Source organism: Veillonella parvula, from assembly GCF_018366295.1.
Taxonomy (GTDB): Bacteria; Bacillota; Negativicutes; order Veillonellales; family Veillonellaceae; genus Veillonella; species Veillonella parvula_P.
In genome coordinates, this window is the sequence record NZ_JAGZIJ010000007.1 from 88,825 (window position 1) to 113,578 (window position 24,754).

Genomic DNA, 24,754 nt, shown 5'->3' on the forward strand with positions numbered 1-24,754 from the left:
AGTTATCCTTTCTGTTCAGCTGCAATAGCTAAGCGTTTAACGCCAGATTGTTTTAACATGTCCATGATTGCTACTACTTGACCATGAGCCGCTCGTTTATCAGCTTGTAAGATAACACTAGCATTAGGGTTTTCTTGGATACGTTGTTTTACCATTGCCTCAGCATCGTCAATGCTCATTGGCTTGTTATCAATCGTAATATGACCCTCTGCATCTAATGTTAGAACCACTGGTAATTGAGCCGGTGCAGAAGCACTAGTAGCCTGTGGTAATTGTACAGACAAGGCTTTTTGAGCCACTGTTTGCAAGCTGTTCATCATGAAGAATACCAACAAGAAGAAAATGATATCAATCATTGGAATAATCATGAATTCCGGCTTAGTTTTCATACGAAAGCTTTGCAAGTTCATAACTATTTCCACCCTTCTCGTTTAGCTGTAACAATATTTACACACATATTTTCAATTTGGTTAATAATGGAATCCAAACGATGACTAAAGATTGTGTATACGATAAACGCCATTATAGCTACACATAAACCAGATGCTGTAGCGATAAGAGCCTCACCTACACCACCAGTAATGGCAGATGCACCGGCACCGGAGTCAAGGATACTGAAAGAACCTATCATACCTGTTACCGTACCAAGCAATCCCAATAATGGAGAGATTGTAACTGTTGCACTTAAGTAGTCCATATATTTTCGGAAGCCAACTGCATCAACCCCCATTTGATCAGCAAAGGCTGTCTTCATTGCTTCTTCGCTAGAATCATTTTTTAAACCTGCTTCCGCAATACGACTTGCAATAGAAGGGTTCTCTTTAATGACTTTATCGATTTCATCCCAACGTTGTAGTTTTGCAAATTCATTTACTGCATGAGTTACAACAAATGTTTTGCCTGCATACTTACGATAGAAGAAAGCACGTTCTGCAGCTATAGCGATAACCATGAAAGACAAGAGTAACAATGGATACATTACATACCCACCACTATGAAATAAGTGAATGACATAATTTAAATTTTCCATATTTGTAACCTTTCTGCCTGTTTACAGACTGAGCATTAGAACCTATAGGTCCCTTGAATTCGTGTATAATCGCCTAACTTAAAGCTTTCACTACCATATAAAGTGTCTCGTTTATTAGTGCCTTTCGCATCAAATGTATAGAATGCTTCAAGAAGCAAGTCCTTGCGCGGTACATAACCGGCACCAAATGTAAAGCTGCGAATACCATCTAAATAACGATCAGGTACTGCACCCGTGCCATTGCCACCGAAGAAGGAACCATGTTCAAAGTATTTGTAATCGATGAACGCATTCCAAGATTTCGGAACATCTAGATCAGCACGCCCAATATCTAGACGAGCCATCCAGAAGTGTGGTGTGCCGCCCATTTGGTGACCTTTTAGAGTAAAGTCTGCTGTACCACGTTCATGTTGATATACGGTATTCCCATTGAGGTAACGTCCTAAGTTAGAACGATTTTGACCATAATCAACCGTAACAGCTGCATTAGCACCAAGTTGATACTTAGCACCGATACCAAATACATGAGCTACATTGGAGAAGCTGTATTCATCATTACTATTTCCATTAGCATTTAAATATGTATGTGTTTTACCGCCAAAGGAACGTAAGTACCAAGCTTGTAAACCAAGACGAGCACCAATTTGTTTCTTGTATTGAATAAATGCGGCCTTATCGATGGCTGGTACAGTATCTTTTTCAAGAACTACACCTTCTGTTCTGATCAAGTTGCCAATGACCTTACCGATTGCTTCGCGTGGTAATTTATTTTCAGACTCTGCATCATGTACAACATTTTCAAGATTATACATATAGTTATACATAGCATTTGGCATGCCCCAACCATAATAAGAACCACCTTCACCATAATCGTTATAGGACATTGTAAAGTTCTTCTTATATAAGGCCTCTTTAGCATCATAATCGCTAAATACGTATTTACCACTATCATATTTATAAGTCTTAGCCCCTAAGAAACCAGTAAATTCGTAATCACTAGATGGTTGACCATAGTAATCATAAGATCTCTTAAATGTACCATCAGCTTGTTTTACCCAAACCTCATCAAGTGAACCATTATTATAATTCTTCCAATTATCTGTGGCATTATATTTAGCAATTTCTGAAATGGATTGATTAATCTCATTACCATGTTTATCAACATAACCCTTAGGGTTTACCAAAGCTTCTTTATTATCAGTAGGTACGATTAGACCTTTTGCCTTATCTTTTAGATATTCAGGGTATAACGGAGAGTTCACATTATACATAAGCTCACCAGTCTTATAGAGTTTTTCCCCTGTTTTCTTATTAGTAATTTCGTACATTGTATATCCACCAGATGGAATATCGAGGGAGAATTTTTTCTCAGCCATCTCTTTAGGATATGCTTTTGTAAGAATATCTTGTAAACGACTCATAACTTGAGCTTGTTTTTGTTGTGTTTCTGCTAACTTAGCATTAGCCTTTTCAATTTCTTGATCGCGGTTTGGATTACTCCAATTTAGATTTAATGTAGCCTTATAAGCTTCATATTCATCTTGCAAATCTTTAAGCTGTTGATAGAAATAAAGGCTATTAGTCTTGCCTTTATAAGTCGAATCATAAATGCCATTAGGACTATCTGGTGCTGCCGGAGCATCAGAATCTTTTCTTTCACCGTCTGAACCAGATTTTGTAGCACTGTTGATATCATATGGATAATCATCGCGATTGATACCAATCAATTCAGCTGCTGTTGGTGGTCTAAAGATAACTTTATGGACTGCATGTGTATATGCAGAATCATTGATACCTGTACTATGTTTGAAAGTACCAACACCAATACGAACTTGAGAATCATGGCCATTCCAAACAGCACGAACGCCATCATAAGATTGACCAAACCAGTAGCCACTAACGCCCATAGGCTCAGTTAAACGCCCTACGGATACGTCCCATTTCTTAACGCGTCTTGTAAGATCAACTGTATCGAGTCGTTGATGGTTGAGACCTTTGGAATCAGATTTTGTCCAGCTTGTATCTACTCCACTCATGCCACTCATGCTACCGATAACTTTGAGGTTAGTGAACTCATTGAGTCGAGCATCAAATCCAAGACGTAAGCGTTGTTCAAAGCTATGACGATTAGCATCGTACATATTGGCTTTTGCAGAACCGATGGCAGAGTTTGCTCTAAATGGAGATTGCGGTCTATTAGAACCATCATGTGCCATCCAACGCGCTCTATAGTCGCCAACCATTGTAATACCACGTTCTTTAGTAGTATCAAAATCAGAACGAATAAAATCAGTTAAACGAATTACATCAGATACATTTTGTACACCAGATTCTGCATTTACTGCTTCACCATTAGCTACATTAGCACCTGTAGCATTAACATTCGTACCATCCTTAGTTTTGCCGATGGCTGTAGTTTTACTACTATCGCCACCACCAAATTTAAGGTTAACACCCATACGGTAGACGCGTTCTTGTGTAGCACGGTCATCATCGCGATGATTAAAGATATTGTTGATGCCAAAATACATCATGGCATTTTTATTGAAACGTTTTTGAACCATTATGTTCCAAATGCCAAATGTTTTCTTTTCATATGTTTGCTTCTTGTAAACGCCTGCATCACCAGACAAGATATCTGGCCAGTAGTTACCACCGTTATTGAGAGTATTACTATCAAGCATGTTGATATAGTAATCACCCCAGATGGAACCATTCCAACCAGATTTAGGGTTGTCATAGGTAATACCGATGTCAACTTTGTGCATTGGTTTATCCAGCAATTGACGAGGCATTGTTGGATCGCTCTTGTTGATAGCGTGTAAGTATGTATAACCTAACTTACCAGACCAATATTTACCGAATTTTTGTTGTACTTCTGCTTGAAGACCAGTAATTTCAGCTTTACCAATATTTTTAAAGCTATAAATCATATCTGGAGCACGTTGGTATTTCGCATCACCTTTGAGATATGGTGCGAAGTCCATGAAATCACCAGTGAAGTATACGGACATATAGTTCTTAATTCGGTTGTGGAATACACCTACACGAGCATAGGTATTTTTATTTTCACCTTCCAAGCTCATGTCGAAATTGAGTGATTTTTCAGGTTTCAAATTAGGATTGCCAGCCCAATACCAACCGAGTTTTGCTACCCCAATCCCTACAGGGTTAGAAGCGTACATTTCCCAGTTATACCACAATTCGCCCATACCAGGCTCTGTATAACCAGTACCTACATTGGCTTTAAATCTGCGATGTGTATTACCTTTAACGTTATATGTCATGCCCAAAGATGCAGATAGGTTAGAACCAAACAAGCTACTATTGTCGAAGCGCACAATTGGAGACAATGTTAAATTCTTATTAACTTGCCATGTATCAGAAATGTAAGCGTTTATTTTACGAATCGTACCACTACCAGTAGTCAAGCGTTGATCGCGATTACGGTACTCTTCTAAGAAAGCCTTACCATTTAGCTTAGGTGCTTTCTTACGCAGTTCTGGATCGTTAGACTCACCATATTTAAAATAGTCACCTACGATGTTTGCACGATGTGCCGCCATTTCAGGATTTTCCGATTTCAACCGATTTTCCAAAGCATAATATCGCTTCTTAAATTCATCTGTTACAGGCTGATTATTCGGCGATGTGCTTGACCATTCACTGAGTCTGCTTTCCGATAAACCATAATTCACATAATCATCATACGTAATCCCCGGTTTTTGCGCATCATTCGCTGCACCATAATATTCATAATCCATATCCCATTGCGGCATGCCGCCACCGGAATTAATAAATTTATAATCATGGATGTGAGAGTAAACTTTAACACTATTATCGCCTTTACGTCGCACGAGACGATCAAGGCGGTCTACTAACAAGCTTTTATCATAATCCCATGGATCGATGTACATCGTACTTGTATTAGGAGAACTCTTTAAGCGACTACCAGAGCCTTCTTCACGAGCATAGCTAACACCATAGCTTAGCAAATGATTTTTATTAACTTGCGTATTTGCATTTACGCGAATATCTAATTGACGATGATCGATGTTATCGATATAACGCAACTCATTAGAGCCTTCATAAGCAGAACGACCTGTATAGTTAATGAGCGCTACGTCATTTTCTTTAATGCGAGAATAGTTTGTTTCAACAGTCCAGTCACTCTTTCCAGCTCTAGAGGACCATTGCAGATTAGCTGTATTACGATCTGCGGTACGTTTGAAGTGTTGCTGTGGCTCTAAGTCGGAGTCGGAGTGCTTAACATCGCGCACAAGATCTTCCGTGTAACGATTAAGTCGCAATTCCACCTTATTTTTATCATTTGCCTCGTAGGTCGCTACAAGACCGATATCTGCCGCATCACCATAGTAACGAAGTACATTTGGCTTGAAGTTATGTTTTGCATAATCAAAGGCCATCCCAGAGGCACGACGTTTAACAGATGCTAGAACAGGCATAAGATCTCGTTTACTACCTGATAAACCAACCTTTAACTTGCCCATTTGACCAGAATCGGCACGAATGAAGAAGTTTTGGAACGGAAATACATCGCCATCGCTCTTGCGACGCAAGCCTTCAGCATTAAATTGTACGGATGGTTTCTTTTGTGCTTTTTTAGTGATGATATTAACTACACCACCTACTGCATCAGATCCGTATTTAGCACTAGCCGCACCTTGAATAACTTCAATTCTCTCTACGTTCTCTGTACCCAAACGTTGTACTTCATCGGCCGCACCAGAGTACTTATCAAAATCACCTAGCACTGGTTGACCATCTACGAGGATAAGAGTGTGACGCGCTTCTGCACCGCGAATGGACACGCCCACACGCCCCATAGCATCAACTGTTCTAGATACGCCTGTTTGCGTAAAAATAATGTCTTCAACGGACTTCGCCTGTTTCTTTTCAATCTCTTTCTTGGTAATGATTTGCACTTGCTGTGAGTTCAATTTTGCTTCTTCTTCTGCCCATGTGCCTTTCACATTAACAACATCTGTAGTGACAGTCGCATTATCTGCCCAAACCACTAGAGGTGCGCTAAGCCACAAGGCAACTGCACTAGACAGGATTATGGTACGCTTTGTATGTCCCCACCGGTTCATTATGCCCTCCTAAACTTATAACTAAACATATATCTTGTATCTTACACACAAATATAAAAAGATACACTTCACTAACATATAATGACATTGAATATCATTCACATTTTAATGTTAGCAAAGTGTATCTTGCATATCTACTCCGAATAGACCAAAAATATACGTTTCGGACAAATCGGACATAATTTTTAGAATTTATACGTCATTTGGAAACGAGTATAATTCCCAAGTTTGAAGTTTTCAGATCCATATAAGGTATCTCGTTTATTAATCCCTTTAGCATCAAATGTATAGAATGCTTGTAAAAGAAGATCTTTAGTTGGCACATAGCCACCACCAAAGGTAAAGCTCTTAATACCATCCAAGTAACGGTCAGGTACAGCCTCTGTGCCATTGCCGCCGAAGAAGGAGCCATGAGCAAAGTATTTATAGTCCACATAGGCATTCCAAGAGCCAGGTTTATTCATATCAACGCGGCCAACATCAAAGCGCAATGCCCAGAAATGAGGTACACCACCTATATCACGACCCTTGATATCGAATTGAGCAGATCCAGCCTTATGTTCATAATGAGTATTGCCATTCATGAAGCGACCAAAGTCACTACGGTTTTGTCCATAGTCGAAGGAAATACTTACATTATGATTTAATTGATACTTAGCTCCAACACCGAAAATATTAGCCATATTGTTGAATTCATGCGCTTCTGTAGCATTACCATTCGCCGTATAGAAGCGATAGTCACTACCGCCAAAGGAGCGCAAGTACCATGCAGCTAAGCCAAGTCGAGGTGTTACCATATGTTTAACTTGAACATAGGCAGCCTTTTCAATTGGTGGAATTGTATCCCGCTCCAATACGACACCTATTGAAGGAATAACAGCACCTGTATATTTTCCTAACGCCTCTCTCGGCAAACGACTGTTGCCGTCCGCTTTTTCAAGCATTCGAGCCAAGCTATTAAAGTACGAAGCTATCATAGAAGGATAATAGGCACTTCCTTTTACGTTAATAAGACCGGATGTGCCGGAGTCGTTAATATCAACGACATTTGCCTTATAAATAGACTCGTCCAGCCCGTCAAAGGCATTATCTTCAAATTTCATCGTATATGGATTATTACCGAAACTATAGGTTGCTATATCTTTCGCCTTGGCACGATACGCCTCTACGATAGCCGCCTTATTCTGATTATACCAATTTGAAATAAACGGTTTTCCGCCATTAGCAAGAACAAAGGTATCACTCAACTTCATTTCAAACAATGGGTTTTTCTTATCAAGCCCAATCGTTCCCGGTGCTATTTTCTGAGTGAAAGTACGTTCATCTTCATACCATTGTTCATCATCTTCATCATAGTATCGCGATTTATAAGAATACGTTACCGACACATCTGGCATCTTAATCGATACAGTCTGTTTAGCCGCATCCGCACCATAAGCTTTCACCGCGATTTCCTGCATCCGGCGCAACACATCAAACTGCGCAGCTCGCAAAGGTTCCCTTTCTTTCGCCACACGAGCTTCCACATCCGGCAATGATGCTTCCAACTTTGCCAGCTCCGCTTTTAATGGAGCCAATTGATCCGCGGACATGCCGTCAATAAATTCTTTAGACCAGATATCGGAAGTCATATCATCGATTTTTTTCTTTAATGTACCTACCTCCGCATCTAAAGCGCCTTCCTTATCGCGCAAGGCTTTTAATTGCTGGTAGAAATTAATAGTATTCCCTGCATTTGGTACGATGAGTTCCTTATTAGCACCGTCCGAATCCATAGTAACACCTAAGAATTCCTCTACCGTTGGAACCCGTTTAAAATGCGTATAAATAGCATGAGTATAAGCACTATCGCTAATTCCCGTACTATGTTTAAAGGTCCCCACACCGATACGGACTTGAGTATTCTTATTCGTCCAAACACTACGAAGACCGTCATATTCCTTATTAAACCAATAACCTGTAACCCCCATGGATTCCGTGATACGTCCAATACTATAATCCCACTTGGATTCATGATGAGTTACATCCAATTCATCGAGTCTCTGATGATTAAACCCTTTAGACCCCTCTGTTTCATGACCACTGTCCACACCGCTCTGTCCGGAAGCACTGCCTACAACACGTATATTCGTATTATCGTTAATGCGAGCATCGACACCGACACGTATACGTTGATTCAAGCCGTGTTCCTTCCGATCCGCCAGATTCTTTGCCGCCTCGTCGGATACGTAACTAGTAGTCGTCACCCGCGTAGCAGGACGATCGGATCCAAGATGACTGTCATTACGTACACGATAGTCACCTACCAATTCCGTACCTCGTTTTCTGTCTGTATCGAAAGGACGCGTAATAAAATCATGCAGCATAACCGGAGGTAACGATTCAAACTGCTCCTTCGTAAGTTTCGTTTTACTTTCACCTGAACCGAAACCGAATTTCATATTTAATCCAATACGATATACTCGAGCCGATAGAGCCCGATCATCATCACGATGGTTAAAGAGATTATCAATACCGAAATAGATTCGTGAATCCTTATCAATCTTCTTTTGAATCATCAAATTCCATATGCCGTAAGTTTTATGTTCATACATATCGGCGGTTCTTCTATTATTCAAATTATATCTGATAACGGAACGATCGGAATTATTAGGATCAATATAAGATACCATATAATTACCGCCGCCAGACAAGGAGTTACTATCCAGCATATGAATATAATAATCGCCCCACAGGCTACCGCTCCATCCACTGGCCTTATCCTCAAAATCCACACCGATATCCACTTTATGACGCGGTTTATCCAGTAATTCACGAGGCATATCTTTATCGCTCTTATTAAGCGCTCGTAAATACGTATATCCCAAACGGGCTTTCCAGTGCTTATTCAAAGTCTGTTTCACTTCAAATTGAAGACCTGTGATTTGGGCCTTGCCAATATTACGGAAACTGTAAATCATATCCGGCGCATGCGCAAATTTCGCCGCTCCATATGTGGTAGATTCATCATATTGAGGATAAAAATCCATCAAATATCCCGTATTGTAAATCGACATATAATTCCGAATATTATTGTGGAATACGGTTACTTTACCATAGGTATTTTTATTTTCCCCTTCCAAAGAAAGGTCGAAATTCATGGATTTCTCTGGTTTAAGGTTCGGATTTCCGACCCAATACCAACCTAATCGGGCTTCACCTCCACCGATTGTGGCATTTGTAATATTCGGGCCATACATTTCCCAGTTATAATACAGCTCGCCCATACCGGGTTCCGTATAGCTGGTACCCACATTAGCCTTTAATCTGCGGTGTACATTTCCATGTACATTGTGCGTCATGCCGAAATTAAACGACCAATTGGAGCCAAATAAATCACTATGATCCAGTCTTATAATTGGTGATAAAGTAGTATTTTTATTAACCTGCCACGTATCCTGAATAAAGAAATTCTGTTTCTTGATCTCCGCACGTCCTGCGGTCTGTTGATTAACGCGTTTTAAATACTCTTCTTTAAAATAAGCTCCGTTTAATTTCAACTTCGTAGAATCAAAATCCGGTACGGCGCCATAGTAAAAGCTCGGTAAATAGGCATCATAAAGTGCAGGATAATACTTACCGTTCTCATCTTTTCGGCCTTCCTTATTAAAATGATAGTCTTCAATAAATTCTTTATTCTCCGCTAACAAACGTTTAGCAAACTGCTGATATCGCGCATAAGCTTCAGGATTCCGTTTTTTCAGCGTACGCTCCGTCACAGGGCCATCCACAAGCCCCATTACGGCCGCCGAATCAATTCCCGCCTGGGGATCCAAATATTGAAGATATTCTTCGTAAGTAAATTCCGGCAATGTATTTGGCTTACTTTTATCCCCGTTATACCATTCTTTCTCCTTATTCCACTGCTCTACACCAGCGTCGTTTTTTCTGAAAGAATGGTCATAAATTGTGGATGAAGGAACACCGTTTTTTACAGCTAGACTTTTATCGTAATCCCAGGGATCGATATGCCGTTTATAGGTATGAGGCGCATTTTTAAGTCTGCTACCTTCGCCTGTCTCCCGTATAAACCCAATACCATAAGACAAGAGATGTTTCTTATTGACTTGTGTGTCTGCCCCGAGTGTTACGCTCCATTGACGATGATCTACATTATCCACATAGTTTAATGTATTTTTCCCTTCATAGGTACTGTTCCCATAGTCACTGGTTAATGTTACATCATCTTCTTTGGTCCGCGTATAATTCAGTTCCGCTTTCCAAGAACTCTTATTGTCCTGACCAGTATATGTCAAATTAAGATTATTCCTGTCTAAATCCCGTTTGTAATGAACCTGAGGTTCCAAATAAGAAGTACTGCGCTTTACATACCGTTCTAAGTCCTCATTATACCGATCGATGCGAATTCCCAAAGACTGCTTATCATTAATATCATACGTAGCGGCCAAACCTATATTAGAATTTGTACCGTAATACCGTAGGGAATTCTTTAAAAAACCGTGGTCTTCATCATTGGTCATAGCGCTGATACGACGCTGCTCGCTGGCATAAATAGGCATAATGTCACGTTTACTACCGTGAATATTAACTTTTAACTTACCTAATGAGCCAGAATCAGCGCGCATAAAGAAATTGGAAAACGGTACGATATCACCGTCGCCTTTAGTTCTACGACCTTCCGCATTAAACTGAAGGCCAGCGGTCTTACGCGGTTTATTGGTAATAACATTAATAACACCACCGATGGCATCGGATCCGTATTTAGCACTAGCCGCACCTTGGATAATTTCTATGCGTTCCACATTTTCTGTACCGAGACGTTGTAATTCATCACCAGCACCTTGATATTTGGCAAGGTCGCCCATCACAGGCTGTCCATCCACAAGAATCAAGGTATGACGAGGATCCGCTCCACGGATAGATACGCCGACGCGCCCCATCGAATCGACGGTTCTAGATACGCCAGTTTCGGAAAACACAATATCTTCTACGGATTTTGCCTGCTTTTTGACAATATCCTTCTTCGTGATAATCGTCGTCTGCTGAGACTCTTGTTTTGCCTGCTCTTCAGCCCATGTACCGCGAACATGAACCACATCGGTTGTTACAGTCGCATTGTCCGCCATAACCACCGGCATTTGCAACCAGCACGCTACTGCACAGGATAGTATGACATATCTCCTTGCCCGCACCCAACTCCTATTCATTAAATTTCCTCCACACATATATTTAACTATGCATATAAAAATACACTTTACCACTACAACCAAATGACATTGAAAATCATTTACAGGTTTAATAGTAGCAAAGTGTATTATACATATCTACTCCGAATAGACCAAAAATATACGTTTAGGACAATATTTAATTTTCATAGACTATCAAACCTAGCCTAAAGCACAAAAATTTTTAGCTAGGATAATATAAGGTCCAAATTATTTAGACCTTACGATAGGCACTTGGCGTTACACCAGTAGCCTCTTTGAATGCACTAGTAAACTTACTACCATTCTCATACCCTACCGCATTAGCGATTTCTAAAATAGACTGATCTGAGTCTTGAAGCAATCGCTTTGCCGCATTAATACGACATTCTTTTAAATACTGATGTATAGTTGTACCAAATACACCTTTAAAGCAACGTTTCAGGGTAGATGTAGGAATATCAAACTGTTCAGACAAGGAGTCAATAGTAATACGCTTCATAAACTGTGTCGATACATATTCACTTACAGCTTTTACAATATCTACCTGTTGCTTTCTATAGGTACTTCTCTTTTCAGGATTGGCTGTAGAGATAACAGATAATAATAAAAAGATTTCAATCACTTTTAATTTAAAATAGTGCTCTTTTATTTGATCTGGCACATTATATAAACTGGAAAAAATATGACGAACAGTTTCCGTTTCTTCCATCATCATACCAAAATCAGAATGCTCACAAAACCGATTGGCCAGCTCAGTCAAATCAATTCGAGAATCACTAACAAGTGCATCTAATACGGGTTGAGCTTTCTCAACATCCACTAATAATACAATTCCTTTAAATAATTTTGTAGGAAAGTAATTTTCGTGTTGATAATCAGATCGTATATGCCAACCTAACGACATATCCCCTGGCCCCATATATAAATACTCACCAGATGAAAACTTGCACTCTATGCGCCCCTCTTCACAGTGATTTATAGCAAACGTCTTGGTATGTGATTTAGCATAAAATTGAATCGTCTCTTGCTTCACATCTAGAAACATTAGATCGATACCGTCAAACACCGTATACCTTGACATAGATGTTCCAGCATGTGAAACCGCATGATTATGTGGATTCATACTATCACCATATACACAAATTCTATAAACATAAATTAATAATATTATATTATAGTATACTTATTGATAGTCATTGTCAACTTCAAAATAGTAATAATTCATTTTATATTTAAAAATATAAGCTAGTTAGCTTTAGTAATATAGAATAATTAATATCATCATTAAGATATAGTTAGTGTGCTATAAAATAAGCCTCATAAATTAAACTACAAGAACTTAATTCATGAGGCTATATTCAAAACTAAGGATATAAGTTTCTATTTTTTTGTTTTAATAATAAAAGCTAATGCTATGACATGAGCTACCCATATAATGCCCATAACCATTAGAGCAATAGGCATATCTTGACTAAAATAGGCACCAATTGTCATTATGGCACTAACGGATACGAGAATGGACAACTTTGCCCGCAATGTCAACGCTTTATCGCGTTCATAAGCAGCAACAGTCTTTTGATATAAACTAGACGCCAAAAACATTTTATGGAGTCGTTCAGATCCACGAGCCAAACAAAATAACGTTAGCATATAAAAAGGAACTGTTGGCAATAGTGGTAGTACGATACCTGCTGTACCAAGGGCAAAACTTATGGCCCCAATAGTCAGGAATACATATCGAACAACTACATTACGATGTTGCTCAGTTATTTTCATTAATCCTCTTCTACGTAGTTAATAACTTTACCCTTTGTTTTAATAAAGTTAGGAACAATGAGTACTAAAGCGGCAATAGCTACAATGCCATAAATACCTGCCATACCTACCCATTCATAAGCATTACCTAATACTAGACCCATTACGGCAAAGTCCGCATCACCAAAGGTTGTATTTTGGAAGCCTAATTGACCAAGAACAGGAAGCGCCAAAGCTGGCAAGAATGTAATAGCCAAACCATTTAGGAAAGCGCCTACTGCTGCACCACGACGGCCACCAGTAGCATTGCCATAAATACCTGCAGTGGCACCACAGAAGAAGTGTGGCACAAGACCAGGAATGATTAATACGCCACCTACAGCACCAAGGATAAGCATACCGATAATACCACCTATAAAGGAGCTAAGGAAACCTAATACCACCGCAGTTGGAGCATAGGTGAAGAATACGGCACAATCTACAGCTGGAATTGCATTAGGGATAATTTTTGTAGCAATGCCTTGGAATGCAGGAATTAAATCACCTAAGATCATACGCACACCAGAGTATACGATTGTTACACCAACAGCAAAGTTCATAGCACTTATAACAGCATATAAATATGGGCTCATATCTCCGGATAAAGTGGCTACAAACTCGGAACCAGCCGCAAAAGCCGCAATTAAGTAGAATACAATCATAGTCAATGCGGTAGATAATGTTGAGTCCCGTAAAAAGCCCCATTTTTCTGGTATTTCAATATCTTCTGTACTATCTTCAGCTTTACCAACATATTTAGCAACCCAAGCCGATAAATAGTAGCCTAAACTACCAAAATGACCAATGGCAATTTCATCACCATCTGTCACTTTGGATGTATAACTTTGACCAATAGCTGGAGAAATGGCAGACCAAGCCCCCATTAAGAAACCACCTACAAGTATGAGTTCCATACCGGATAAACCGGCTGTACCAAGTACGGCAGACATAAGGCATGCCATAAATAAGCTGTGATGACCTGTTAAGAACACATATTTAAACTTGGTGAAACGTGCAATACATAAGTTCATCAATAAGCCTACAACAAGAATAGACATTGTTTCAACGCCAAGTACCTTTTGTGCAACAGCTACGATAGCTTCATTATTTGGCACTACACCAGTAATATGGAATCCATGTTCAATCATTTTTCCCAATGGGTCAAGATTGCTAACGATAACACCCGCACCTGCAGCTAACATTAAATACCCGAGAATAGGTTTTAATGTACCCGTCATTATTTTATGAAACGGACGTTTCAAGGCGATCAAGCCTATACATGACATAATACCAATCAAAAGTGCCGGTTGAGACAGCACATCACGCAAGAACTCTAATACCATTTCCATGGCACTACCTCCTATATAATTGTTACATATTATTGAGCAGCTTGTTTTAATGCTTCAAGAACATCTTCTGTAATCTTCTTTTTATTAATATAGCTACGAACAATAGCAACATTTTTATCGTCAAATTGTTCAGCCAACTCTTTCACAGTTACAATGAGGTCTGCCTTACGACCTTGAGCCGCGTTAAAATCGATAGATTCAACTTGTGCATCGATACCATTTTCAGCACAAATTTCTTCAATTTTCATTTTTAACATCAAGCTAGAACCAATACCATTACCACATACAGTTAATACAGAAATCATACTTGCCTCCTTCTAAACGTATTATTGCTCGTCTAAATGCTCTGCCAGGAATGCTTGAACATCATCGATACTTTCAAAGTCAACAGCCGCATCTAAGAATTCTTCATCCTCAAATAAAGTGGCAATATCTGTTAACAATTGAATATGCTCATCTTTGTTGGGAGCACATAAAAATAATGCGACAGATACAGGGTCATTATCAGGACTGCCAAAATTCAATGGTTTTTCCAATGTCACTAAAGCTGTCCCTACACGCTTTGCACCATGTTCTGGGCGAGCATGTGGCATAGCAAGACCTGGAGCCAATACGATATATGGACCCATTTCACGAACTACTTCAACCATAGCCTCTGTATAAGATGGCTCCGTAAAGCCCGCATCAACCATCAGTTGACCACCATGACGAATAACATCCTCCCACGTCTCAGCGGGATAATGAAAGGATACATTATCCTCAGATAATAAATCTTGTATCAAACTAACACCTCCTAAACGTACTTCTGTACATACAATTCTATTATAGCTATTCTAATAAATTTTTCATATATCAAAATAACAATGAACTTATAAAAATGAATAAAGCTAACATAAGATTTAGCTATTTATAATTTAATGAATCCTCATACTTATAATACTTATAATACCTATACAGGTATTAATATTGTATATATATTGAAATTTTTCTATACTTAGATAAGACTTAGACTACCTAAATAAAAATAGAATAAGGAGATTTTATGCAGACTTCGGTAAAAATATTTGTACTATGTGTAATCCTCTGTATTTCATTAGTAACAGCTTTACAGTTTGGCGCTAAATTCATTTCTCTAGACCAAATTATTTCAGCTCTTATATCTATAATTGATGCAAATACTACAGCATCTATGACTGATACGATTATTACAGATATCCGCTTACCACGACTTATTTACTCTGTTCTAACAGGTATAGGTCTATCACTTGTAGGTCTATTAATGCAAACTGTCACGCGCAATGCCCTCGCAGATCCCTATGTATTAGGTGTTTCTTCTGGCGCAAGCACAGGTGCCGTTTTCGCTATTATCATGGGTGGGCTTCCATTCTTAGGCCAGTACAATACGCCTATTTTTGCGGCCCTAGGCGCAGCACTTTCAATTATATTAGTACTCTTATGTGTTGGTAAAAGCAACAGCCCCGTAAAACTTATCCTCATAGGTATGGGTATGACTGGTGTATTCTCAGCCTTAACGATGATGATTATTTACGGAGCCAAACACGAAGCTCAAGTGCGAAGTGCTATGTTCTGGCTACTTGGCAGCTTTGCAGGCATACAATGGAGTGATTTACCATTAACAGCAATCATCATAACCTTATTTATGCTATATATCTATATGTTCAATCAAGACCTTGATGTGTTACTACTCGGTAATCATGAAGCAGCACAAATGGGGCTTTCCGTTAAGCAGTTACAATTAAGCATCGTTATCATATCCTCTATTGTAATCGCCACTCTAGTATCAAAGGTTGGTGTAGTTGGCTTTATCGGCCTTATCATCCCTCACCTTGCTCGGATTATAGGCGGACCTAAACATAAACATACATTACTATTTAGTGCACTCATAGGTAGCATCGTTATGATCTGGTCAGACGTATTATCGAGAGCACTCTACAGTCCAGAAGAAATCCCTATTGGTGTGCTTACATCTTTATTGGGGGCTCCACTCTTCATTTGGATTATCATGAATCGTTATAAACACAATGGTTAGTGTATATCATATCTATAGGAGATACTATGTATCAAATTAATCAGCTGTCTTTTTCTTATGAAACCAAAGAAGTGTTAAAGAATATTTCTGTAACATTTCCTACCAATAAAATAACAGCCATAATTGGACCAAATGGATGTGGTAAGTCTACGCTACTTAGCCATCTATATCGACTTCATCCATCAAAAAACAAAATCACATTAAACGAAAAACCTTTAGAGTCTTATAAAGGTCGCGAATTTGCTCAATTGGTAGCAGTCTTAACACAATCTAGAGACGCTATGATCGATGATTTTCTCGTAAAAGATATCGTTCTCATGGGACGGTATCCATACAAACAACACTTTGGCACCTATAGTTCTGAGGATGTTAAAATTGCAGAGCATTATATGAATGAAGTAGGCATCACCCATTTATCAAATGAAGAAATTCATCATTTATCAGGTGGTGAGAAGCAACGCGTATTCATTGCTAAAGCCTTAACCCAGAAACCTCAAATACTTCTTTTAGATGAACCTACTAATCATTTAGATATGAAGTATAAAGTGGCACTAATGAAACAATTACGGGCTTTTAAAGGCACTACGATTGTAGTCCTTCACGACTTGAATCTAGCGGCTCAATATTGCGATCATATAGTCATCATGAATAACGGAACTATCCTAAAAGAAGGTTCCCCTACCGAGGTGCTCACACCTGAAATTCTTGAACCAATTTTTGAAGTTCCTTTCAAAACCTCTTGGGATGAAGGGCGCTATCATTTATATTATTAATTAGTAAAGAAAGGACTTACTATGTTTCAGAATTTAAGAAAGTCAAAAAAATTATTATTAATCGCAATGACATGTGCTACATTCGCTATTGCTGGTTGTGGTTCTGATACTACAAAAACTACAGCTGATAACGGGACCTCTGTAACATGGAGTGAAACATTTGATGGTACAAAAACAGACTTTGCCGTAAAATCCGCCCCAACTCATGCAGTGTCCATGTCCCAAGCAACAACGGAAATGATGTTACAATTAGGCCTTGAAGACAAAATGGCTGGGACCGCTTTCAAAGAAGAAGAAATCTACCCACCTTTACAAGCGGCTTACGACAAAGTAAAAGTATTATCTGATAAATGGCCTTCCTATGAAGTATTCATGTCCGTAAAGCCTGACTTCGCTACGGGATGGCCTGATTCTTTCAGCAAACGAGCTATACCTGCAGATAAAATGATTTCCCAAAAGGTTAATATTTGGATCCCTGAATCCATGTTATCTACTAAAGCTGACCTCGAAACGAACTTCAGCGACATGATTAAATTGGGTGAGATTTTCGGCGTAAAACCTAAAGCTGAAGAATGGGTTGCAGGTCAACGTAAAACATTGGCAGCTATCCAGGATAAACTAAAAGACTTACCTCGTAAACGCGTTTTCATTTATGACTCTGAAGACGGTCAACCATTCACAGCATTCGAGGGTTATACTACTAACATCTTAAAACTTATAGGTGCTGATAATGTAATGAGCGGCTTAGGCGTTGATAAAACATGGGCTAAAGGTTCTTGGGAAACAGTAATTGCACAAAACCCTGACTACATTATTATCGCCGACTATGGTAATTCTATTCGCAACGATGATGATTTCCAACAAAAAATTGAAAAGATCAAGGCTAATCCTCAACTTCAAGACATCACAGCCGTAAAAGAAGGTCACTTCATTCGTGTAAAACTTTCCGAAATCACACCTGGGGTACGTACAGTTGATGCTTTAAAACGTTTAGCTGAAGAAATTCACGGCATCAAAGTAGACTAATCTAATATAACAAGATATAGAGTAATATATGTAATATGTTTTGTATATTATATATAACGAAGAAGGTCCCAATTCAAATGAATTGGGACCTTTTCGTACTACTTGTATTGCACACAGCATATTGTTTAGAGAGTAAAGATGTGTTGTAGTTGAAAGATTTAGAAATAATGAATTATTGTAAAATAGATTTAAAATGTATTAAATTGTATATGCTGTGACAATGCCTGATTATTTATACTTCTCGACTATATTGTTGCCTATATCGTTTATCATTATTTGCCTTAATAGCCATGATCAATGGCTTTAGCGAAAGAAACTCTTCATCACTAAGTCGAAAGGTTCTACCAATACGTTTAATAGGATTACGTGGGCGCCCGGCACCGCGTCTAGATCCACCCCATGCCATATACATACCTCACTTTTCACTTGAAAAACTCCTTCTACCGATAGTATAACCTCGTATACATAAGTATGCAATAGCCATTCACTTTAAACAACCTCTTAACAGCCTATAAATTAGTAATAAACTTCATTTATTAGTAAAATGCATAATCAACAAAACACATATTTATAAGTATTTTTCCCTATTCAACTTGAATTGTAACATTAATGTTGCCAAATATAGATAAATCTCTTTTATAGAATATAGTATTTAAAAACCAGTTTATTTCTATATTTTTAGACTATTTAGATACTATCACGTACACATATAGTAAATAGAATTTTAAAATAGAAAAGCAAATTATTTATAAATATGACAATATAGCAAGAATATTTTGATAAACAAAAAAGACTGCGTTTGCAGTCTTTTTTACTATAATAAAAAGTATATGAATTAGCCAAATAGTAAGTGACCTACTTCATAAGCAATAGCGGCAACGATGCCAGATAATGGAATCGTTACAAACCAAGCCATAACCATAGATCTTGCTACCCCCCAGTTAACGGCTTTAATACGTTTAGAAGAGCCTACACCTAGTAAAGAACCACTTACTACATGTGTAGTACTTACAGGCAAATGTAAGAATGTAGCTGTAAAAATAGTAATCGCCGAGTTTAAATCAGCAGCGAACCCATTAATAGTTTCTAGTTTGAAAATCTTGGTACCCATTGTAGAGATAATTTTCCAACCGCCTACAGCAGTACCCATAGCCATTGCAGTAGCACAACAAAGTTTTACCCAAATCGGTACATCTAATGTATCGATGAAACCACCGCTAAGTAAGGTTAATGTGATTATCCCCATCGCTTTTTGTGCATCATTAGAGCCATGAGAAAATGCCATCATAATTGCTGATACAATTTGCATGGATCTAAATCGATCATTTAAAGCAATTGGAGAAAATCTACCGAAAATAAGCAACAATACTTTCATCACAATATAGCCACCAATCATGGCTACAATCGGAGATAAAATAAGAGACAAAAAGATTTTTAAAATCCCCGCCTCATTCAATGCGTCAAATCCTACAGACCAACCCACAGCACCGATGATACCACCAATCAAAGCATGGGATGAGGAACTTGGGATCCCCCAATACCAAGTTAAAAGATTCCATGTAATGGCACCGATAAGAGCTGCAGAAATAATACCACTATCGATAAGAGATGGCGACATTACTATATCACCACCGATAGTCTTTGCAACACCGGTACTAACCATTGCACCCAAAAAATTGAGAGCAGCGGTCATCATAATTGCCTTTTTAGGCTCAATAGCTCGTGTAGAAACGGATGTGGCAATGGCATTCGCCGTATCATGAAAGCCATTGATATAGTCAAAGGCTAATGCTAAAAATACAACTAGCCATACTAAATAATGAGCATCAAGCATACTTCAATACTACCCGGCGGAATGTACCAACCAAATCTTCGCAGCCATCGATTACATCTTCCATAGCGCTAAGGATTTCCTTCCATTTGATAATTTCAATTGGATCTGTACACTCTGTAAAGAGCTTAGCCATTTCTTCATGATAAATATTATCCGCTTCAGACTCAAGTTTCAATACTTGGTGAACACGCCCCTCTACCTTCACATGATCCTTTTTAAGACTACCCATATAACCAATGGATTTGTTGATATGCTTAACGCATTTAACAACAATTTCACTCATGCGAATAGCACCATCACTTGGTTTGCCAACGTGATACATAACCATTTTATCCATGATTTCTTTGATATTATCCAATGTAGTATCCAGTTGGTCAATCAAAAGCTGAATATCCTCACGATCCATTGGAGTGATAAATGTTTTGCGCAAACGCTCTACAGTTTCATTTACTAATTCATCGGCAGCTTTTTCCTTTGTATCAATTTCAAGAAATGCCTCTTCCTTAGAGATATCCCCCTTAAACACGCGTTCCATCATTTCCGCACTTTCATAAGTTAGTGCAGCATGCTTTTCCAAAATACTGAAAAATTTTTCTTCTTTTCCTTTTAATTTAAAAGCCATGAAGATCCTCCCGAACCAGTATTGATTGCTTCTATAATAACAATTTAATTATAGCATACTACAGATAATTCCTAAACCAATTTACCAATCTCTATATTTTAACCCCTATGCGTATATGGCATATATAGAATCTACATCTGTGAAAACTTTTATTGACCATATTTCCACTATATAAAATAGATAAAAAAGCAGATAGCTGACTAACATATCAACTATCTGCTATATATTTCTTAGCTATCTTTGTGCTTTTTATTAACTAATAACCATCAACTCTTAGCTATTAGCTTCCGCCGCCGCTTTAGCCGCCTCTGCCGCCTTTTTCAAATTAGGTACGGATGTAGGGCATGTAGCAGGCGTACAAGCGCCGTTAGGGCCTAAATCTTCAGAACGATTTACAAAGGTAGTATGTAACATATGATGTGCTTTGTGGCTCATTGGTTTGCCATCAAAGAACTCAGCATACAATTTTTGGATATCTGGATTATCACAAGCAGCTTTTACAGTTACTTCTGCATCGCGAGTATACAAGGATGCAATGCGAGCTTCACGAGCTTTGTCAGCCATCGGTAATTTAACGCGTGGTTGACCACCACCACCGATACAGCCACCACGACAAGCCATTACTTCAATGAAGTCATAATGGATATTTTCTGCACGCATGCGTTCGATGAACTTACGCAAATTACCTGTACCATGAACTGCCGCTACGTGTAATGTTTTATCGCCAATCACTACGTCTGCTTCGCGAGCACCGTCCATGCCGCGAATAGCTTCGAATGGAATCAATGTTTGAGGTGCATCTTCACCTGTCGCCATTTTGTAAGCCGCACGCATAGCCGCTTCCATAACGCCACCAGTGTTACCGAAAATGATACCACCACCAGAAGCTTCACCCATCAATGGATCGAATGCAGAATCTTCAAGATCATCAAAGTTGATTTCTTCTGCGCGCAACCATTTTGCAAGTTCCCGTGTAGTAATACAGTAGTCTGTATCGCGCATTTCTGGTGTATCCCAGTATTCCGCAGAGGAATTCATTTCATCACGACGAATTTCAAATTTCTTAGCTGTACATGGTGTTACTGCAACGGCAACGATTTGTTTTGCATCAAGGCCCATTTTTTCAGCAAAATATGTTTTTTGTGTAGGCGCTTGCATAGCAATCGGGCTCTTAGCCGTAGATAAGTTTGGCAAGAATTCTGGATAGAATGTTTCCGCAAACTTAACCCAAGCAGGACAACAAGATGTGAATTGAGGCAATACTGCATCGCTATTAATAACGCGTTCTAATAACTCAGATGCTTCTTCCATGATAGTCATGTCCGCACCAAAGTTTGTATCAAGAATATAATCGCCACCCAATTTACGAAGAGCAGCCACCATTTTGCCTTCTACAAATGTACCAGCATCAAGACCAAATTCCTCGCCTAAGCCAACACGTACGGCAGGCGCAGTTTGGAAGATGACGATTTTATTAGGGTCAGCAATAGCTGCTTTTACTTCATCAATTTCAGAGCGTTCATTAATAGAATCGAATGGGCAAATAGATGCACATTGACCACAATGAATACAAATTGGATGATCCCCATTTGTTGTTAAATCATAATAATCAAATACACCCATGTCTACAGCACAAGCTTTACGACATAAGGAGCAATTTTTACATTTGGTTAAATCTTGTACTAATGCAATATTTCCGTCTTCAATTGGCACGCGACGGTCTAAAAATTGGTACTTACTCATGAGTTCCTCCTACTTAGGTAACGTTGTTATCGTTAATCGTAGAAATTATACTATACATTGTGAGTTTTATCAATAAACTTACACGTAATTCCTTTGCATAACAGATATTAAAAAATAGCATGATAAAAGGAGTTATAGGCGTTCCTCTAATTCCATCCACCGTTCAGTGAGCGCATCTATTTGAGTCTGTGTTTCTTCTCGTTCCTCCATCAGTGACTGCATTTTTTCATAATCAGTAGCCACTTGGCTTATCATAACATCGAGGCCCTTCACTAAATGTTCTAGCTTAGGCAATTCATCCATAATTTTGGCATACTCCGCTTCTTCTGCTTTATTGAGACCCTTCTTTGGTATTTCTTTGAAAGTATCTGTTTCATCACTAGCTACAACATTATCATTTCCAAGGGTATCTACCCTATTAGATTGATTATCAACAGAGTCATCGCTATCAGCCTCTCCACCTTTTACAGCTCGTACCGCTTTGGAATTAGCCGGTATATTATCATTTGGCATATAGAATGGGCGCTTGCTGCCACTACTTTCATCAAGAGCATCTTTGTAGTCAGAATACGAGCCATGAACGATTTCAATATGCCCATCGCCTGTAAAGACAAACAGTTTATCCACTACGCGGTCTAGGAAGTACCGATCATGGCAAACGGTGATGATGACGCCACTAAAGGAGTCAAGGAAATCCTCTAATACCTCCAATGTTGGAATATCAAGATCATTCGTCGGTTCGTCCAGCAATAATACGTTAGGGGCGCTCATCAACAATTTTAAGAGGTATAAACGACGACGTTCCCCGCCAGAGAGTTTTCGAATCGGTACACCATGTAATTCTGGGGTAAAAAGGAATCGCTCAAGGATTTGTCCTGCGCTCAATGTAGACCCATCACCGAGTACCATATAAGAGTGGTCCTCACGAATATAATCGAGAACGCGCATATCTTCATCAAATTCAGGTAGCTCTTGTTTAAAATGAGCAATGCGAACGGTCTCACCTTTACCGATAGTGCCTCTCGTCGCTTCGTAGGTGCCATCAAGGATATTCATAAAGGTAGATTTACCAACACCATTGGGTCCTACTATACCGATACGATCATGGCGTACCACGTGATAGGTAAAGTCCTTAATCATAGGACGTTCATCAAAATAAAACTCTAAATGCTCAATATCAAAGATGGTTTTTCCTAAACGTGTCTTCAGCGCAATAGGATCCATTTGATCCGGCCGGCGGGTTTTCTCCATATTCTTTAATTTTTCGTAACGGTCAAGACGAGCCTTTTGTTTTGTAGTTCTAGCCAGAGCACCACGACGTACCCATTCGATTTCTCGTTTTAAAAATTGACGTCGTTTTTCTTCCGTAGCAGCTTCACGAGCCTCTCGATCAGCTTTCAAGGCAATAAATTCTTCATAATTGCCATCGTATTGATACATATGACGATTTGATAGCTCTAAAATACCATTACATACGGAATCGAGGAAATATCTATCATGGGTACTGATTAATAATCCTCCTTGACGTACACTCAAATACGACTCTAGCCAATCAATACTATCTTCATCCAAATGGTTAGTCGGCTCATCTAGTAATAAAAGATCACATGGATATAGCAATGCTTGCCCCAATGCAAGACGACGCTTTTGCCCTCCTGATAACATAGCTACCTTTTGCTCCACATCAGGAAAGCCCAATTTAGATAAAATAATGCGCGCCTCTTGCTCTACCTGCCACCCGTCTTGTTGATCCATTTGCTCCAATGCATTCATATAGTTGCGAGATATTTTAGCATCGTCTTTACCAGACTCTTGCATTTGGCGATACTCACGACTAATACGTTCAAAAGCTTTTACCATTTGCAACCGAGGATGATTTCCATCAAGAACGGCCTCAAGCAAAGTAGCTTCCGCATCAAAATCAGGTGTCTGCGCTAAGTAATAAATGCTAGCCTTACCATTACGCTCAATGGTGCCTTTATCAGCTTCCATTTGTCCTGCTAATATTTTTAGAAATGTAGACTTACCCGTTCCATTGATGCCCACAAGACCTAATCGTTTTTCCGTGGTAAAAGTCATACTCACCTCTTTAAACAACAGCCTTGTGCCATATGATTTCTCTATGTTCTGTAAACTAATAACGTTCATATTCCGCTCCTATTTTGTAATTCTGTTATTTATTATACTACACATTACCATTGACAGTAACAGG

17 protein-coding genes are annotated in these 24,754 nt (G+C 38.9%); 3 read left to right on the forward strand and 14 right to left on the reverse strand.

All coding sequences use genetic code 11. The features are described 5' to 3' along the window. Nucleotides 1–2: 2 nt before the first annotated feature. The 9 genes from KHY58_RS07385 to KHY58_RS07425 form a co-directional block, all read right to left on the reverse strand. Complete coding sequence (locus KHY58_RS07385; protein ID WP_004698605.1) at nt 3–410, reverse strand: ExbD/TolR family protein; 408 nt, start codon at nt 408–410, stop codon at nt 3–5. A 2-nt stretch (nt 411–412) separates the two neighbouring features. Next, complete coding sequence (locus KHY58_RS07390; RefSeq protein ID WP_004696674.1) at nt 413–1,030, reverse strand: MotA/TolQ/ExbB proton channel family protein; 618 nt, start codon at nt 1,028–1,030, stop codon at nt 413–415. A 35-nt stretch (nt 1,031–1,065) separates the two neighbouring features. Continuing rightward, the gene (locus tag KHY58_RS07395) at nt 1,066–6,144 is read right to left on the reverse strand and encodes a TonB-dependent receptor plug domain-containing protein (RefSeq protein ID WP_278472752.1); all 5,079 of its coding nucleotides are present in this window, start codon (nt 6,142–6,144) and stop codon (nt 1,066–1,068) included. A 185-nt stretch (nt 6,145–6,329) separates the two neighbouring features. Beyond that, complete coding sequence (locus tag KHY58_RS07400; protein ID WP_174892248.1) at nt 6,330–11,351, reverse strand: TonB-dependent receptor plug domain-containing protein; 5,022 nt, start codon at nt 11,349–11,351, stop codon at nt 6,330–6,332. A gap of 232 nt (nt 11,352–11,583) precedes the next feature. Beyond that, the gene (locus tag KHY58_RS07405; protein WP_278472754.1) at nt 11,584–12,474 is read right to left on the reverse strand and encodes a helix-turn-helix transcriptional regulator; all 891 of its coding nucleotides are present in this window, start codon (nt 12,472–12,474) and stop codon (nt 11,584–11,586) included. A gap of 257 nt (nt 12,475–12,731) precedes the next feature. Beyond that, nucleotides 12,732–13,127, reverse strand: coding sequence for a YbaN family protein (locus tag KHY58_RS07410; RefSeq protein WP_278468314.1), 396 nt, complete (start codon nt 13,125–13,127; stop codon nt 12,732–12,734). Continuing rightward, complete coding sequence (locus tag KHY58_RS07415) at nt 13,127–14,494, reverse strand: PTS ascorbate transporter subunit IIC (protein ID WP_278472756.1); 1,368 nt, start codon at nt 14,492–14,494, stop codon at nt 13,127–13,129. Before KHY58_RS07415 ends, KHY58_RS07410 begins: the two co-directional genes overlap by 1 nt. 29 nt (nt 14,495–14,523) lie before the next feature. Next, on the reverse strand, nt 14,524–14,799 hold the full coding sequence (locus KHY58_RS07420; RefSeq protein WP_004696686.1) for a PTS sugar transporter subunit IIB: 276 nt from the start codon (nt 14,797–14,799) through the stop codon (nt 14,524–14,526). A 21-nt stretch (nt 14,800–14,820) separates the two neighbouring features. Next, nucleotides 14,821–15,276, reverse strand: a complete 456-nt coding sequence (locus tag KHY58_RS07425; RefSeq protein WP_021148434.1) for a PTS sugar transporter subunit IIA — start codon at nt 15,274–15,276, stop codon at nt 14,821–14,823. 260 nt (nt 15,277–15,536) lie between these two features. Between KHY58_RS07425 and KHY58_RS07430 the strand changes: the two genes are divergently transcribed. Genes KHY58_RS07430 through KHY58_RS07440 form a run of 3 tightly spaced genes read left to right on the forward strand, consistent with a single transcriptional unit; the run spans nt 15,537 to nt 18,343 of the window. Then, nucleotides 15,537–16,544 (forward strand): FecCD family ABC transporter permease, encoded by a 1,008-nt coding sequence (locus KHY58_RS07430; RefSeq protein WP_278472758.1) that lies wholly within the window; start codon nt 15,537–15,539, stop codon nt 16,542–16,544. A gap of 26 nt (nt 16,545–16,570) precedes the next feature. Beyond that, nucleotides 16,571–17,317 carry an ABC transporter ATP-binding protein gene (locus KHY58_RS07435; protein WP_278472760.1) on the forward strand — a complete coding sequence of 249 codons (747 nt, stop codon included), beginning with the start codon at nt 16,571–16,573 and terminating at the stop codon, nt 17,315–17,317. 21 nt (nt 17,318–17,338) lie between these two features. Next, complete coding sequence (locus KHY58_RS07440; RefSeq protein WP_120055524.1) at nt 17,339–18,343, forward strand: ABC transporter substrate-binding protein; 1,005 nt, start codon at nt 17,339–17,341, stop codon at nt 18,341–18,343. A gap of 232 nt (nt 18,344–18,575) precedes the next feature. On the opposite strand, the gene KHY58_RS07445 is transcribed toward KHY58_RS07440, so the two are convergent. The 5 genes from KHY58_RS07445 to KHY58_RS07465 all read right to left on the reverse strand — a co-directional run bounded on the left by KHY58_RS07445 (nt 18,576) and on the right by KHY58_RS07465 (nt 24,690). Continuing rightward, on the reverse strand, nt 18,576–18,749 hold the full coding sequence (locus tag KHY58_RS07445; RefSeq protein ID WP_004697552.1) for a hypothetical protein: 174 nt from the start codon (nt 18,747–18,749) through the stop codon (nt 18,576–18,578). A gap of 429 nt (nt 18,750–19,178) precedes the next feature. Next, complete coding sequence (locus KHY58_RS07450) at nt 19,179–20,177, reverse strand: inorganic phosphate transporter (protein WP_008601598.1); 999 nt, start codon at nt 20,175–20,177, stop codon at nt 19,179–19,181. Continuing rightward, on the reverse strand, nt 20,170–20,799 hold the full coding sequence (locus KHY58_RS07455; RefSeq protein ID WP_004697557.1) for a DUF47 domain-containing protein: 630 nt from the start codon (nt 20,797–20,799) through the stop codon (nt 20,170–20,172). Before KHY58_RS07455 ends, KHY58_RS07450 begins: the two co-directional genes overlap by 8 nt. Before the next feature lie 273 nt (nt 20,800–21,072). After that, nucleotides 21,073–22,542, reverse strand: a complete 1,470-nt coding sequence (locus KHY58_RS07460) for a [FeFe] hydrogenase, group A (protein WP_101928798.1) — start codon at nt 22,540–22,542, stop codon at nt 21,073–21,075. A 132-nt stretch (nt 22,543–22,674) separates the two neighbouring features. Next, on the reverse strand, nt 22,675–24,690 hold the full coding sequence (locus KHY58_RS07465) for an ABC-F family ATP-binding cassette domain-containing protein (RefSeq protein ID WP_101928797.1): 2,016 nt from the start codon (nt 24,688–24,690) through the stop codon (nt 22,675–22,677). Between the last annotated feature and the right edge of the window lie 64 nt (nt 24,691–24,754).

Excerpts from the sequence above, each read along its gene's own strand:
- KHY58_RS07385 (WP_004698605.1), bottom strand. The coding sequence starts at position 410 with ATGAACTTGCAAAGCTTTCGTATGAAAACTAAGCCGGAATTCATGATT.
- KHY58_RS07390 (WP_004696674.1), bottom strand. The coding sequence starts at position 1,030 with ATGGAAAATTTAAATTATGTCATTCACTTATTTCATAGTGGTGGGTAT.
- KHY58_RS07395 (WP_278472752.1), bottom strand. The coding sequence starts at position 6,144 with ATGAACCGGTGGGGACATACAAAGCGTACCATAATCCTGTCTAGTGCA.
- KHY58_RS07400 (WP_174892248.1), bottom strand. The coding sequence starts at position 11,351 with ATGAATAGGAGTTGGGTGCGGGCAAGGAGATATGTCATACTATCCTGT.
- KHY58_RS07405 (WP_278472754.1), bottom strand. The coding sequence starts at position 12,474 with ATGAATCCACATAATCATGCGGTTTCACATGCTGGAACATCTATGTCA.
- KHY58_RS07410 (WP_278468314.1), bottom strand. The coding sequence starts at position 13,127 with ATGAAAATAACTGAGCAACATCGTAATGTAGTTGTTCGATATGTATTC.
- KHY58_RS07415 (WP_278472756.1), bottom strand. The coding sequence starts at position 14,494 with ATGGAAATGGTATTAGAGTTCTTGCGTGATGTGCTGTCTCAACCGGCA.
- KHY58_RS07420 (WP_004696686.1), bottom strand. The coding sequence starts at position 14,799 with ATGATTTCTGTATTAACTGTATGTGGTAATGGTATTGGTTCTAGCTTG.
- KHY58_RS07430 (WP_278472758.1), top strand. The coding sequence starts at position 15,537 with ATGCAGACTTCGGTAAAAATATTTGTACTATGTGTAATCCTCTGTATT.
- KHY58_RS07435 (WP_278472760.1), top strand. The coding sequence starts at position 16,571 with ATGTATCAAATTAATCAGCTGTCTTTTTCTTATGAAACCAAAGAAGTG.
- KHY58_RS07440 (WP_120055524.1), top strand. The coding sequence starts at position 17,339 with ATGTTTCAGAATTTAAGAAAGTCAAAAAAATTATTATTAATCGCAATG.
- KHY58_RS07445 (WP_004697552.1), bottom strand. The coding sequence starts at position 18,749 with ATGGCATGGGGTGGATCTAGACGCGGTGCCGGGCGCCCACGTAATCCT.
- KHY58_RS07450 (WP_008601598.1), bottom strand. The coding sequence starts at position 20,177 with ATGCTTGATGCTCATTATTTAGTATGGCTAGTTGTATTTTTAGCATTA.
- KHY58_RS07455 (WP_004697557.1), bottom strand. The coding sequence starts at position 20,799 with ATGGCTTTTAAATTAAAAGGAAAAGAAGAAAAATTTTTCAGTATTTTG.
- KHY58_RS07460 (WP_101928798.1), bottom strand. The coding sequence starts at position 22,542 with ATGAGTAAGTACCAATTTTTAGACCGTCGCGTGCCAATTGAAGACGGA.
- KHY58_RS07465 (WP_101928797.1), bottom strand. The coding sequence starts at position 24,690 with ATGAACGTTATTAGTTTACAGAACATAGAGAAATCATATGGCACAAGG.